Genomic DNA, 13,981 nt, shown 5'->3' with positions numbered 1-13,981 from the left:
AGATGCCGAATCTTGCGCGGTTTGTTGCGGCCGTCACGCTTCACCTCTTGTTCAGAATGGCAGATGGGGCAAGGTTGTTTGGTGGCTACAGGCAATGCCTCCAGATGAACTTCTTGGGCATCCATCGAGACGATTTTTTGAAGTTTTAGCTCTGGTAATCCGAGCAGTTCGTTGATATACTGGAGTGGCATCTGTCATATCCTTTTGTTGTTTTGGTAGGACTTACAACAATACAGGATTTGCAGATGTTTTTCCATTTTAATCCTCGTTCTACACTCATTTGAATTCGTCAACCGCTAATTTTGGTTTTGAGCCGTGAAATCAACTCCAAAAAAACCGTTACCCGAGCGGACTGACCGCTTCGGTAACGGTTTTTTTGGATAGAGAGCGATATATCGGCACCTAATGATTTAATCCTTCTACTGGTCATCCTCCCCCTGATCGTCCTCTTTCTTTCGGGAATCGTCCGACTTGTTATCGTCTTTCTTCTTCGCATCTCCGGCCGGCTTTTTATTGTTGGCGTCGTCCGTTTTCCTGCTGTCGGATTCCTTCTTTTTATCCTGTTCCTTCTGTTGGTTTTGCTCTTTCTTTTTAGATTCGTCAACGCGCCGGTCTGCATCGTCGCGCCGGCGCTCATCGTTCGATTTGGTGGACTCTTCCTTCTTCCGGTCGTCCTCCCGGTCTTTCGAATTCGAACCGGAACGGTCGTTCTTTTGTCGATCGTCCTCTTTTTTCCGGTCGTCTTCCTTCTTGTCGTCGTTTTTGTCGCCGGAACGCGACGTGCCGGGATTCGTCGTTCCCGGCTTCGTGCCCGCAGGAGGCGTACTGCCTGACCTTGTATTGATCGGCGTCGTCTTTCCTTGGTCTGCGGATTTGTCGTCTCTATCGCTGCCCCGCTTATTGCCGTTTCTATCGTTGTTTCTATCGTCGTCTTTATCGTCGTCTTTGTTTTTGTCTTTTCCGCCGTTCCCGGTCGTGCCTCCGGTTTTTTTCGGATCGTTCTTCGAATCGCTTCTCGAGTCGTTCTTGGAGCTGTTATTCTTGGGGTCGTTTTTCGAGTCGTTTTTCGAATCGTTTTTGCCGTTCTTTCCATTCTTGCCGTTGTCTTGCTTGCGGTCTTTCAGCTGTTCCTCCAGCTTCTTGTCCAGCTCTCCGTTCTTCTCTTCCTCCACCATCTTCTTGATGTCCGCTTTTGTCGGAAGCTTATCCGGTTGAATGAGCTTGGCCACTTCCGGCTTCTGCTTGGAGATCTGCAGGACCGATTCTCTCTTCAATTCGTCGAGGGTTACGCTCTCTCCGTTGCTTTTGGCATTCAAATATACGGTGTACTTGCCCATGGAGATACCGTTCTGGGAGGCGGCCTCCCGCACCTCCTGCGGCGCGGCGAACGAAGCGATCTGGTAAGCTTCGACTTTAGTCGGGTGCGCCTCTTGGATGTGCTTGGTTACCTGCTTGCGCAGCTTCTCGGCAATGCCAACATCGCTCACCTGGCCCTTAGACCCGACGACGGTACTGGCAATGACGATCTCCGCCTCTTGCTTGGCAAGCGGGCCCTGCTCGGCCTTGTCCAACAGCTTCGAGGTGACGGCCTCCAGCGTTTTCCCTTTGTAGTCGACCTCCTGCGCCAGCACCGCTCCATCGTCGTTAAGCCCCCGCAGCTCGAGAACGTTCTCTTCGACGTCGATGCCCATCTCGATGCTCGGGTTAATGTCCATCGAAATGTAAGCTACCACCTCGGGACTGCCCAACTTCCCGTTGAAGCTGGCAAACAAGACCAGACCGAAGACGACGGCTGCCGCTATCGCCGAACGGCCGGCGACGGAAGGACTTCTCCAATTGATGCCGCTATCCGCATAAACGATCTCTTCGCCGATTTCGCAAGTCCGCTTCTTGCGGGACACCCGCTCGAACTTGCCGTCCGGACGCATCACAATGATGCTTTTTTCCGTGATTTCCATCACGACCCCTTTATTCACGGACATCTTCCCCTTTTTCATGATCCTCTCTGATATGTAGGTAATCTCTGAGATACGGATAAGGTCCTTGATATATCAGAGCAACAGCAATAATAAATTTGCGGTTTCGTTCCAGCGTCTTGCGCGAAACCTTCACTTGAGCCAGCAGATCCTTAATCGGAAGCATCCGCTTGGATAGCATAAGCCGCATCAGCTCGCCGTCCTTCGAAAGCGTCTTGGCAATACCGAAAAGCGCCTGACGCGAGTCGTCGTGCTTAGGGGAAGCATCGACCAAATCTCCGAAGCGGATACCGAATTCGGACAGACAGCGGTTCAGATCGATAATCTCGCTGCGCCGTTCCTCCATTCCCTTCTGCTTCTCGTACTGTTCGACAGCCTGATGGATTTCGACCGGATTGACAATGTTGTCCTCCTCGTCCTCCACCTCGAACGTGCTGTACGGAATTTGCTGCGAGAAGCGCTGTTCCTTGCGGACATAATCGATGAGCCGCCGGCGGATGACCTGTTCGGAAAATCCGAGAAACGACCTTCCGGCCTGCGGCGAAAACTGATTGATCGCTTCATTGAAGGCGCCGAGCGCGATGCTGAACTCATCGTCCCGGGCCGGGTCCACATATCTTTTGCAAAATCTGCTCGTTACCTTCGCAACATAAGGTTGGTAATCGGTGATGAATTGATTGCGAAGGCGTAGATCACCTTCTTGAATCAAAATTACGATTTGTTCCGGCGTTTGCGCATCCGCGGAATCCGAGTGGTGTGCCTGGCGTTTTCCGAGAAATTTCTTAAATAAAACCAGCAGCAATCGTTCCACCTCTCTGCTTAAAAATTTCGCTCTCACTTATACGATTACGGGGGTCATTTCGAGGGCTGGACGCCTATATTTTCTAAGGAATTTTTATGTCGGTCAGGGCAGCTTTTCCAACCTGGTCAGCCGCAAAAAACGTCCCTATCCAAGCCGCAGCCGCGGCAGGCTTGCCCGGGCGCCGGACCGCATCGCCATGCGGCTGCAGCGCCATGCTCACATGGGCATACGGCACCGCTGCCGGCGCTGTTTTTGCCTGCAAAGAAGCTTAGCGAAGAAGGGACGTTTTTGCAAAAGGTTGGTTCTGTTAAGACAGGCCACGCATGGTCTTTTTATTCTTCAGCTTGTGACGGCGCTGGCTGAGCACGTTCAGCCTTTTTTTGAGCTGCTGCTCCCATTCGGCGTCGCCGATCTCCTTGGCCACCATCAACAGGTCAAGCGCCATATCGATCTGGCTTCGCACGACCTCCAGCGGCTCTTCGTTCTCGTGATTCACGCAGTTCTCGAACATCTCCTGAACGTCCCGATGCTCGACGTACTCTTGAAAGTCCACTTCCGGTGCGCCGTCTCCATGCGCATACTCGGCAAGGATCTCGTACTCGCTTTCCACCAGATGGTGCACTTCCACATGGTGGCATACCGGGCAGAACAATAACGGCACGTTATGAATTTGCGTCCGGATATGTCTTAGCGTCCCTTTGGTCCCCAACATGCTGGCGCCGCAGCAAAAACTCATCGTCCTCGTCCCCCTGCTTCCACTATGAATCTATAACGGCTATGACTGCAAACTTGATCGGAATGCGTTTCTCACAGGAATAAACGTTAGTCGAATCGGCTATCGAGGTCTCCCGGGATAGTTCCAACTATATTAACGTTTTTTTCCTGCAAAAGGTTTCTCGATGTTTGCGAGTCCCTAGCCGCTTGGTCTTCTTGCTTTATATTGACGTTAGCGAATTGTCGATCGTTCATGCGTAGCTGTAGGCTGCAAAAAGCTTATCCATTCTTATCAACGAAAAAAAGACCCATGCCGCTATCCCTAAATTTATTCGACCAAGAGCGCCAAAAATCCTCTTTTTTCGCCCCGTGGATGCTTAGTTAAATGTTTCCTTCCTGGAAACGGCAGGTCGATCCTCGCTACCTGCGTGCATAAATTAGCTACACTTTGCAAATTCTGTTAAAGATATAGTTCGTTTCCAAGGAGGACTTTGCCGTGCGGTCTATTCCGACATCCGGATTCGAGCTGCCGGATCGCTACGAGAAGGATCTGCTGCATCTGATGGTCAGAGATGCCCACACGCTGTTCGTTTATTGGGAAGTCGGCAACCGCAAGCGATGGCTGTGCTCCCAGCATTTTGAGTGCGACTGGGGCGTGCTGCCGAAGGCGCTGCGGGTATACGACGTCACCGGCGTGTACTTTAACGGAAACAACGTGCACCGCCACTTCGATATCGAGACGACGCCCGAGGCGAACCGCTGGTACGTTCACGGGGTTTCGGCCGACACCGTGTGGACCGTCGATTTCGGCGTTTATACGATCCGGCGGCAGTTCGTGCCGCTGCTGCGGTCCGGCGCCGTCCGGACGCCGCGGGACAGCACCGCTCCGTGGGGCGCTCCGCTGCAGCCGACCGTACCGGAGGCACAGGAGCCCGGCAAGACTCCCGCGCGTATACGACCGTACGATTTTGAGAATTTCAGCGCTTACCATAGCTGGATGAAATGAGGTTCTTCGTTTATGCTCAACCGAGGCCAGCCGAAGCCGGACCCGAAGGGCTACCTGGCTTTGGTTCTTCACGCCCATTTGCCCTATATCCGGCATTACGATCGCGACGACTATATGGAGGAGCGCTGGTTTTACGAGGCGATGACGGAAACGTACCTTCCCTTCATCGACCTGTTCGACCGATTCGCAGCGGAAGGGATCGAGTTCAGGCTCACCTTCTCGATGACGCCCACGCTGCTGGCGCTGTGTACGGACCCGTTGATGCAGGAGCGCTACGCGGTCCATCTGGCAAAGCTGATTCAGCTGGCGGATCAGGAAATCGCTCGGCTTCGGGGCGACGAGCACTTCGAGCCGCTGGCCCGCATGTACGCCAAGCGGTTCCGGGAGCTGAGCCGGCTTTACGAGGCTTGCGGACGCGACATCGTGACCCGCTTTAAGCATTACCAAGACCTCGGCATGCTTGAAATCGTCACCTGCGCCGCGACCCACGGCTTCTTGCCGCTGATGCGAACCGAAGAGGCGATCCGCGCCCAGATTGTTACGGCCGTCCGCGATTACGAACGGCATTTCGGGCGTCCGCCGCGCGGCATTTGGCTGCCCGAATGCGGCTTTACCCCCGGGGTGGACCGGGTGCTGAAATCGTGCGGCATCGATTATTTTTTTGCCGACTCTAAGGCGGTCGCCTATGCCACGCCGCGCCCGAACCGCGAGCTGTACGCCCCACTCATGACGCCCTACGGCGTCACGGCGTTCCCGCGCGATCCCAAATCGTCACAGCAGGTATGGAGCGCCGAGAACGGATATCCGGGCGACTACGACTACCGGGAATATTACCGGGATATCGGCTGGGACCTCGGCTGGCACGATTTGGCGGAGTGGGAGCATATTCGTCCGTACGTATTGCCGACGCACGAACGGGTAAATACGGGTATCAAATATTACCGGATCACCGGCAAAGACGGCCACCGCGAGCCGTACAACCCGGAATGGGCAAGAAGCAAGGCCGCCGAGCACGCGGGGAACTTTCTGTTTAACCGGCAAAAGCAGGCGGAGCACTGGCGCCATCATTTGGACCGCAAGCCGATCATCGTCTCGCCCTACGACGCCGAGCTGTTCGGCCATTGGTGGTACGAAGGGCCGCTGTGGATCGAGATGCTGTGCCGCAAGCTGTTTTACGATCCGTTCGAGCTGCGGATGGTAACGCCCTCGGAATATTTGCGGGAGTATCCCGTCGCCGATACAGGCAAAGTGAACGAGTCCAGTTGGGGCCGAGGGGCTTCGGCGGAGGTATGGCTGCAGGAGAACAACGATTGGATTTACCGCCACCTGCACGAAGCGGAGCTGCGGATGATCCGGCTTGCCACGAAGCACGAGCATTTGGAGGAAGGTGAAAGACTCCAGAAGCAGGCGCTGAATCAGGCGGCCCGCGAGCTGATGCTGGCCCAAAGCAGCGACTGGGCGTTCATTATGGATTCGCAGACGGTCGTCGATTACGCCTGCCGCCGGACGAAGGATCACCTCGGCTGCTTCCGGCTGCTGTGCGAACAAATCGAGGCGCAGGCGGTCAACGAATCATTCGTTGCGGAGCTGGAAGCGAAGGACAACTGCTTTCCCGGGATCGATTACCGGGATTACGTTTCCATTCACCGGGCGTCGCCGGTTCCGCTCCTGCCGGATGCGAAGCATTTCCGGCAAATCCTGGAGGAAACGAAGCATAGCCCGAACGTGTTCATGCTCGCTTGGGAGTACCCGCCCAAAACGGTCGGCGGGCTGTCCCGCGCCGTGGCCGACCTGTCCGAGGCGCTTGCCGCGCAAGGAGAGATCGTTCATGTGGTGACGAGCGCGCACGACGGCGCGCCATACTTCGAGAAGCGCGGCGGCGTGTACCTGCACCGCGTTCCGGTACAGCATTCCGGCGACACGGACTTTTACGATTGGACCTTCGAGATGAATCTGGCCTTCACGGATCATCTTGTCCGCTATAAAGAAAACGGCGGGCGCATTGATCTGCTGCATGCCCATGATTGGATGGTGTACCATACGGCGCGCGAGCTGAAGATGAGTTACAACCTGCCGCTCGTCTGCACGATTCACGCCACCGAATGGGGGCGGAATCACGGACGGCTGAATACCGACCTGTCGAGCCGGATTCATCGGCTCGAATGGCGGCTCACCTACGATTCGGAACGCGTATTCGTTTGCAGCCATGCGATGAAACGGGAAGTGCAGGGCTTGTTCCAGCAATCGGATGATAAAATGCTCGTTTTCCCGAACGGCGTGAAGCTGGAGGAGCCGGTCGGAGGCCCGGCCGATTCGCAGGAAGACGCCAAGCGTTGGTTCAATGTTCAAGGACGGCGCGTACTTGTTTTTGTCGGCAGGCTCGTCTTCGAGAAGGGCGTGCAGACGCTGCTCCACGCGATGCCAAGCATTCTGTCTGGCGCGCCGGACACGGTGCTGTTCATCGGCGGCTCCGGGCCGATGGAGGACGAACTGAAGCGGCAGGCCGCCCACCTCGGCGACCGCGTGCGCTTCACCGGGTTCATTGACGACGGGACGAAGGCGGCGCTGTACCGCGCGGCCGACGTGTGCGTCATCCCGAGCCTGTACGAGCCGTTCGGCATCGTTGCCCTGGAGGCGATGAAGCACGGATGCCCCGTCGTCTTGTCCGATACCGGCGGACTCGCCGAGCTGGTGGAGCACGGCGTCGACGGGTACAAAGCGCTGCCCGGCCATGTTGAGTCGCTCGCTTGGCATATCGGCGACCTGCTGCGGCAGCCGGAGCTCGGGCGAAGCATGGCGGAGCGGGCGCGGCTCAAGCTGGAGCGGCAGTATGCTCTGGAACGCATTGCAGGCGCCGTAGCGGAGCAGTATCAGGAGCGGATTCGTTCCCGCAAGCCTCCGGCATCCGGCGTCGGCTCTTGACAAAGGCCCTCAGAGATTCGCAGCACAACAGATCGCCGCAAGGAGGGATGTGTATGAAAGCCGTCATTATGGCCGGAGGCAAGGGGACGAGGCTTCGCCCGTTAACCTGCCATCTTCCAAAGCCGATGGTTCCGCTTGCTGGCCGCCCCTGCATGGAGTACATTATCGAGCTGCTGGCGGCGCATGGGATAACGGACATTGCCGTCACAATCCAATATTTGCCGGACGTGATACGCGATTATTTCGGGGACGGAAGCCGACACGGCGTCCGCCTGCATTATTTTGAAGAAACGGTGCCGCTCGGCACCGCCGGCAGCGTCAAGCACGCCGTCCCGTTCCTCGACGAGCCGTTCGTCGTCATCAGCGGCGATGCGCTGACCGATTTTGATCTGACCAAGGCGATCCGCTTCCATCAAGAGAAGCGTTCGCTCGCTACGCTTGTGCTCACCCGGGCCAAGCATCCGCTCGAATACGGCGTCGTGATGACCGACGACGGCGGGCGCATCGTCCGCTTCCTCGAAAAGCCGAGCTGGAGCGAGGTGTTCAGCGACACGGTCAATACGGGCATCTATATTCTCGAGCCCGAAGTGCTGGACCGCTTCGAGTCGGGCATCGCGTACGATTTCAGCCAGCAGCTGTTCCCGGGCCTTCTCTCCGACGGAAAACCGCTGTACGGTTATGTCGCGGACGGCTACTGGTCGGATATCGGCACGCTGGAGCAGTACCGGCAGACGCAGTTCGACATGCTCGACCGCAAGGCGAACGTGCGCATCCGCGGCACCGAGCTGCGACCCGGCATTTACGTCGGCGAGAACGTCAACGCCGCTTCGGACGTCAAATGGATCGGGCCGGCGTTTATCGGCGACGGCTGCCGGATCGGGGAAGGCGTGGAAATCGGCGAGTACAGCATCATCGGACAGGGCAACGTGTTGTCCGCAGGCAGCGTGCTGGGCCGGACGATCCTATGGGATCATAACCATATCGCCGAACGGAACGAGCTGCTCGGCTCGACGCTGGGAAGCCGGATCTTCTGCAAGGAAAGCGCGCGCTTCGCCGACGGGAGCGTCGTCGGGAGCCACTGCGTCATCGGCCCGAAAGCCGTTGTCGAGCCTCACGTGAAGATATGGCCGAAGAAGCAAATCCGCGAAAATACACGGCTGACCTCCTCGTTCATTTGGGGCGAGCACCTGGGCAGACCGCTGTACAGCGCCTACGGCGTCACTGGCGCGCCCAACCTCGACCTGACGCCAGAGTTCGCCGCCCGCTTCGCCACCGCCTACGGCTCCGCGCTCGCTGCCGGCAAGCGGCTCGCCGTCAGCTCTGCGCCTCACGAATTCGCGCGGCTGATCAAGCGCACCGTGGCCGCCGGCCTGCAATCAGTCGGCGTCGACGTGGTCGATCTCGGCGACGTGCTGCCCCCGGTGGCCCGCTTCGCTGTCCGCGAGCTGCAAAGCGCCGGGGGCATCCACGTGCAGCTCGGCGCCGACGGGCTCGGCTGCCTCGAATGCTACGACGGGCAGGGCCTGCCGATCGACAAAGCGGCGGAGCGCAAGGTCGAGAACGGTTTCCGGCAGGAGGATTACGGCCGGGCCCCGGCGGAATCGCCCGGAAGCTATCGGACGGACGAGACGATGCCGGCGTCGTATCTCGGGGCTCTGCTCGCCTTCACGGCGATGGAAGGCGAAGGCGCCCTGTCGCTGCGCGCCGTCGTCTGCACGCACCCGGCCGTCTTCGCGCTGCTGCGACCGCTGCTCGATGCGCTCGGCTGCGAGGCCGTGCATTTGCCCGCCGAAGCGCAGCGCGGACGGCTGGCGGACCATGTCCGCGCGCTGTCGGCCGACCTGGGCCTGTGGCTCGACGACGACGCCCGCGGCATGTCGCTCGTTACATCCGGGGGCGAGACGGTGACAGGCGACCGTCTGATGCTGCTGCAGTACGTGTCGTTTTTTCACAGCTTCAAATCCGCCGTCATCGGCGCCCCCGTGAGCGCGCCTCACCTGCTCGAAAGCTTGGCGGAAGGGCTCGGCGCCCGGATCGTGCGCACGAAGCAGCAGATTCGCAGCATCATGGAGGTTTCGGCAAACCTTGCGCTGCATCCGCTGTTTGACGGCCTGTTCGCAATCGGGCTCATCGTGCGCAATATGCACCGCAGCGGCTTGCCGCTTGACGAGCTGCTGCGGCTCCTGCCAAGCGTGTACGTCCGGCGCGAGCGGATCGACTGCCCGTGGGACCGTAAAGGCGAGATCATGCGCCGAATGCTGCAGGAAACAAAGGGACGGCCGGTCGAGCTCATCGACGGCATCAAAGTGCACCACGACGGCGGATGGGTGCTGCTGCTTCCTGATTCGGACGATCCGGCCTTCAGCGTCGTCGCCCAGGGGCTGCACGACGAGCATGCGCTATCGCTCGTTCACGAATACCGCGAGCAGATTCTAAACCTGATGCAGTGAGCATAACCATAAAGTAATGCCCAATTGAAAAGTCCGTTTCACCGGACTTCCCAAAGGAAGGATGATCGTATGAAGCTCATTCCGATCGGCTCGAAGCAGATTGCTTTTGTCCGGTATGACGACCAAGCTTCGCAGATGCACATTCAATACCATACGGGTCATACCCACACGTGCTGCGATGTCCTGCCCGAGCATTACCAGCGGCTGCTCCAGTCTCCCAATCCGTACGATTTGCTCATGCAAATGACATCTGCCAAAGCCTGGTGCCCTCCGCAAGCCTGAGGCAGCCGGGCTTTGCCTCTTCCCCGCCCTGAAGCCGACATTTTGAAGAAAACATGCCGTCGGCAGCCGCTTTCATTCCTTTTCGCGGATTGACCGTAATGGCACAAAAAGGTATCTTAAGAGAAAGCAAGCATTCTGGAACGAGAAGGGTGTGGGTGGATTGCCTAGGCACTTAGTCATCGGAAACGGCAAGTTTTTGATCAACCTGGACCGTAATACGTATATGCGCGATTTGTATTATCCTTACGTCGGGCAGCTCAACCATGTCGGCGGCTATCAGTGCCGCATCGGCCTTTGGGTGGACGGCGCTTTTACTTGGCTGGCCGACCCGGAATGGAAGTTCGAGCTTTCGTATATCGAAGACTCTCTAGTAACCGAAGTTCGCGCCTCCCATTACCATCTCGGGATTACTTTGCTTATGAACGACGGCGTGCATCAGCGCGAGGACGTATATCTGAAACGCGTGCGCGTCCACAATCATTGGGATACCGTGCGCGAAGTGCGCATGTTCTTCAATCAGGACCTCGTCATCAACGAGACCGAGGTGGGCGATACCGCCGCTTATTACCCCCAAAACAATACCGTCTTTCATTATAAAAAAGACCGCTACTTCATGTTCAACGGGCTTGCTGGCACCGACGGCATTTATCAGTATACGACGGGTGTCAAACGGTTTTACAACGCCGAGGGCACATGGCGCGATGCGGAGGACGGCCATCTGATGGGCAATGCGATCGCGCAGGGCTCCGTCGACAGCACCGTCAGCTTCCGGCTTCATGTGCCGCCGAACATCGACGAGACGCTCTATTACTGGATGAGCGCGGGCAAAAACCTCGAAGAAGTGAAGAAGCTCGACAACTACGTCAAAGAAAGCCATCCGGGCAAGCTGCTGGACCGGGTGGAAATTTATTGGCAGCGCTGGGTCAACAAACCGGAGGAACGCGATTACGGCAATCTGAGTGAGGCCTGTGTGCGGTTGTACAAGCACAGCCTGTTGATCGTCCGGACGCAGACCGACGTGAACGGCGCGATCATCGCGGCGAACGACTCCGACATCATGCAGTCCAACCGCGACCATTACAGCTATATGTGGCCCCGGGACGGCGCGCTGATCGCTTACGCGATGACCATGGCCGGCTATCAGGGCATGATTACGCCGTTCTTCAACTTTTGCGCGGAGGCGCTCTCGCCGGACGGTTACCTGCATCACAAATACAATCCCGACGGGACGGTCGGCTCCAGCTGGCATCCGTACCTCAACGGCAGCAACATGCAGCTGCCGATTCAAGAGGACGAGACCGGGCTCGTCCTGTTCGCGCTGTGGCAGGACTACGTCCGCCACGGCATCATCGAACTGCCGCAATCGCTGTATCGGACGCTGATCCGCCGCGCGGCGCGCTTTATGGCCGGCTATATCGAGCAGGAGCTGTGCCTGCCGAAGCCGAGCTACGACCTGTGGGAGGAGCGGTACGGCATCTTCACGTTCACCTCATCGGCCGTTTACGGTGGGCTCATTGCAGCCGCCAACTTCTGCAGCCTGTTCGGGGACGAAGAACGGTCCAGCCGCTACCGGCATACGGCGGAGAAAATCAAATCCGGCATCCTTAAGCATCTGTGGGACGAAGAGGAGCAGCGTTTCGTGCGGGGACTTGTGCTGGACGGCGGTGTCTGGGTGAAGGACAAGACCCTGGAGAGCAGCGTTTACGGCATTTTCGAATTCGGCGTTCTCCCGGCCGACGACCCCCGCGTCGTCAGCACAATGAAGGCCAACCGGGCCGGACTCACGATCAAAACGGACATCGGCGGCGTAGCCCGTTACCATCACGACTATTACTTCCAGCGCTCGTCGGACATCGATAACGTTCCGGGCAATCCGTGGATCATCTGCACCCTGTGGATTGCGGAATGGGAGATCGAGTTCGCCAAGACGCTGGAAGACCTCGAATCGCCGCGGCGTACGCTCGAATGGGTCGTCAGCCACGCGATGGAAAGCGGCATTTTGCCGGAGCAGCTCGACCCGTTCGACGGCGGACCGGTATCGGTGGCCCCGCTCACCTGGTCGCACGCAACCTATGTACTGACTGTCGTCAAGTACACGGAGAAATATAAAAAGCTGCTGGCCGCCAGCAAAGCGTAAACCCGGCCGTTTCGTAATAGCAAAAAAACATGCCAGCAAGACGGATCGTCCGTCCTCCCGGCATGTTTTTTTTGGTTCTGCGCCGCTCCTCCTGCATCCCCCCGAACGCCTGCTATCGCTTGCGGGGAATGCTGAGCGTCTGCCAATGGTCGCTTGTCAGATACTTGCCCAAAAAGACCATCTGTCCGACATGGTATCCGTAATGGGAAACTTGGCGCTGAATCGCCTTCAGCACCGTATGCGCTTCGCCGCGGATATAGACGGTACGCAGCACATCGTCCGGCGTCAGCGAGCGCAGCGTCTGAAACACCCGCTCCCAGCCTTCCTCCCACAGCCGCAGCAGCTCGGCGCGGGGAAGCCGGCTGACCTCGAATTCGCCGTCCCGGTTGCGGTCCGGCTTCTCACCGTCCGTCGTCAAAAAATCGGACCAACGCGAAATCATATTTCCGTGCATATGCCGGATCAGTATTTCCATCGAATTGGATTCCGGATCGATCGTTTCGTAGAAGTGCGCGTCCTCCAGTTGGCTCATCGTTCGATCGGCCAGCTTCTTCATGCTTTCAAAAGCCAACATCGATTCTTTCAAAAATTCATCGCCAAGTTGAAACGGTTGGTTCATCATGTTCCTCCCTTTCCGCGAAATGGGTACAACACCATCTTACGAGAACGGAATCGGAAAGTATATTTCCGTTTTTTTATCGGGGCAATAAACCGTACAAGCGGGAGACGCAAAAAAGCCTGACCGAGGCCAGGCTGCCGTACCTATTCATGCACGTAGGTTTGTTCGTATTTGTCCGCTTCCCACAGCCGGTCAAGCTCGGCGGGATCGCTCATTTCGACGACGATCATCCAGCCTTGGCCATACGGGGACAGGTTGATGACACCCGGGTTTTCCGTCAGTTTCGGATTGACGCTAACGACCTTGCCGGATACCGGAGCATATAACTCCGTCACCGTCTTGACTGATTCCATGCTGCCGAATGGTTCGCCGGCCTGAAGGACGTCTCCCTCTTCGGGAAGTTCCACAAAGACGATGATCCCGAATTCCTCTTGGGCGAAATCGGTGAGGCCGATCACGGCTCTCCCATTCTCCACTCTCACCCATTCATGATTTTCGCTGTATTTGAGCCCTTTGATTACTTCCATAACGTCGGTTCCGAGCCCCTTTACATTATTTCGTCACCAGATGCTTGTCGCCTTTTTTCCAGCCGATCGGGCACAAACCGCCGGACTGCAAAGCTTCGAGAACGCGGAGCGTTTCTTCGACGCTGCGGCCGACATTGTTGTGATGAACGACTTGGTATTGCAGCTCGCCTTCCGGGCTGATGATGAACAAGCCGCGCAGCGCGATGCCTTCTTCTTCAATCAGTACGCCGTAGTCGCGCGATACTTGTTTCGTAATATCGGCGGCCAGCGGGAAGTTCAACTGGCCAAGGCCGTTTTGATCTACCGGCGTGTTGATCCAAGCGCGGTGGGAATGAATGCTATCGATGGAAACGCCGAGGATTTCGGTATTGATCGCTGTGAACTACCCGCCACCTACGCTTTGCTTAGAGGTGGGGGCTTCTAAGGTAATCGTACCTACCGGTACGAAATCTACTTAGCTATCGAGCCTGTTCCATGCTCTATATATGATTATGCTAACAAACGCAATCCTTCACGCTTGATATTGATCGAAGCATTCCAGTCTCG

General features: G+C 57.3%; 11 protein-coding genes and 2 pseudogenes. 5 read left to right on the top strand and 8 right to left on the bottom strand.

Going from position 1 to position 13,981, the window contains the following annotated elements; genetic code table 11:
• The 5 genes and pseudogenes from BLO51_RS27550 to BLO51_RS27535 all read right to left on the bottom strand — a co-directional run.
• A pseudogene (locus BLO51_RS27550) lies at nucleotides 1–191 on the bottom strand (ISL3 family transposase); the annotation flags it as partial.
• A gap of 228 nt (nucleotides 192–419) precedes the next feature.
• Nucleotides 420–1,976 carry an anti-sigma factor domain-containing protein gene (locus BLO51_RS27545; RefSeq protein WP_167670360.1) on the bottom strand — a complete coding sequence of 519 codons (1,557 nt, stop codon included), beginning with the start codon at nucleotides 1,974–1,976 and terminating at the stop codon, nucleotides 420–422.
• Nucleotides 1,969–2,778: an RNA polymerase sigma factor SigI gene (gene sigI, locus BLO51_RS27540; protein ID WP_090677187.1), complete on the bottom strand. Its 810-nt coding sequence runs from the start codon at nucleotides 2,776–2,778 to the stop codon at nucleotides 1,969–1,971. Before sigI ends, BLO51_RS27545 begins: the two co-directional genes overlap by 8 nt.
• A gap of 82 nt (nucleotides 2,779–2,860) precedes the next feature.
• Nucleotides 2,861–3,040: a hypothetical protein gene (locus BLO51_RS29985; protein ID WP_217266805.1), complete on the bottom strand. Its 180-nt coding sequence runs from the start codon at nucleotides 3,038–3,040 to the stop codon at nucleotides 2,861–2,863.
• A 45-nt stretch (nucleotides 3,041–3,085) separates the two neighbouring features.
• On the bottom strand, nucleotides 3,086–3,514 hold the full coding sequence (locus tag BLO51_RS27535) for a hypothetical protein (RefSeq protein WP_090677185.1): 429 nt from the start codon (nucleotides 3,512–3,514) through the stop codon (nucleotides 3,086–3,088).
• A 474-nt stretch (nucleotides 3,515–3,988) separates the two neighbouring features.
• Here BLO51_RS27535 and BLO51_RS27530 point away from each other — a divergent pair, with 474 nt between their 5' ends.
• From BLO51_RS27530 to BLO51_RS27510, 5 genes are all read left to right on the top strand, one after another.
• Nucleotides 3,989–4,498: a DUF4912 domain-containing protein gene (locus BLO51_RS27530; RefSeq protein WP_090677183.1), complete on the top strand. Its 510-nt coding sequence runs from the start codon at nucleotides 3,989–3,991 to the stop codon at nucleotides 4,496–4,498.
• Nucleotides 4,499–4,510: 12 nt separating this feature from the next.
• Nucleotides 4,511–7,420 (top strand): 1,4-alpha-glucan branching protein domain-containing protein, encoded by a 2,910-nt coding sequence (locus BLO51_RS27525; protein WP_090677180.1) that lies wholly within the window; start codon nucleotides 4,511–4,513, stop codon nucleotides 7,418–7,420.
• A gap of 53 nt (nucleotides 7,421–7,473) precedes the next feature.
• Nucleotides 7,474–9,870, top strand: a complete 2,397-nt coding sequence (locus BLO51_RS27520; protein ID WP_090677179.1) for a sugar phosphate nucleotidyltransferase — start codon at nucleotides 7,474–7,476, stop codon at nucleotides 9,868–9,870.
• Nucleotides 9,871–9,939: 69 nt separating this feature from the next.
• On the top strand, nucleotides 9,940–10,152 hold the full coding sequence (locus tag BLO51_RS27515) for a KTSC domain-containing protein (RefSeq protein ID WP_090677177.1): 213 nt from the start codon (nucleotides 9,940–9,942) through the stop codon (nucleotides 10,150–10,152).
• A 160-nt stretch (nucleotides 10,153–10,312) separates the two neighbouring features.
• Nucleotides 10,313–12,289, top strand: a complete 1,977-nt coding sequence (locus BLO51_RS27510) for a glycoside hydrolase family 15 protein (protein WP_174551325.1) — start codon at nucleotides 10,313–10,315, stop codon at nucleotides 12,287–12,289.
• Nucleotides 12,290–12,401: 112 nt separating this feature from the next.
• On the opposite strand, the gene BLO51_RS27505 is transcribed toward BLO51_RS27510, so the two are convergent.
• The 3 genes and pseudogenes from BLO51_RS27505 to BLO51_RS27495 all read right to left on the bottom strand — a co-directional run.
• Nucleotides 12,402–12,908, bottom strand: a complete 507-nt coding sequence (locus tag BLO51_RS27505; RefSeq protein WP_090677174.1) for a DUF1572 family protein — start codon at nucleotides 12,906–12,908, stop codon at nucleotides 12,402–12,404.
• 143 nt (nucleotides 12,909–13,051) lie between these two features.
• Entirely contained in the window at nucleotides 13,052–13,435 is a 384-nt protein-coding gene (gene gcvH, locus BLO51_RS27500) for a glycine cleavage system protein GcvH (protein WP_036694249.1), read from the bottom strand.
• Between the two features lie 25 nt (nucleotides 13,436–13,460).
• Nucleotides 13,461–13,817, bottom strand: a pseudogene (locus tag BLO51_RS27495) (peroxiredoxin); the annotation flags it as partial.
• Between the last annotated feature and the right edge of the window lie 164 nt (nucleotides 13,818–13,981).

This window comes from Paenibacillus tianmuensis, from assembly GCF_900100345.1.
GTDB classification, from domain to species: domain Bacteria; phylum Bacillota; class Bacilli; order Paenibacillales; family NBRC-103111; genus Paenibacillus_G; species Paenibacillus_G tianmuensis.
The sequence above is the reverse complement of the archived record's forward strand: the minus strand, read 5'-3'. Positions and strand labels throughout refer to the sequence as shown.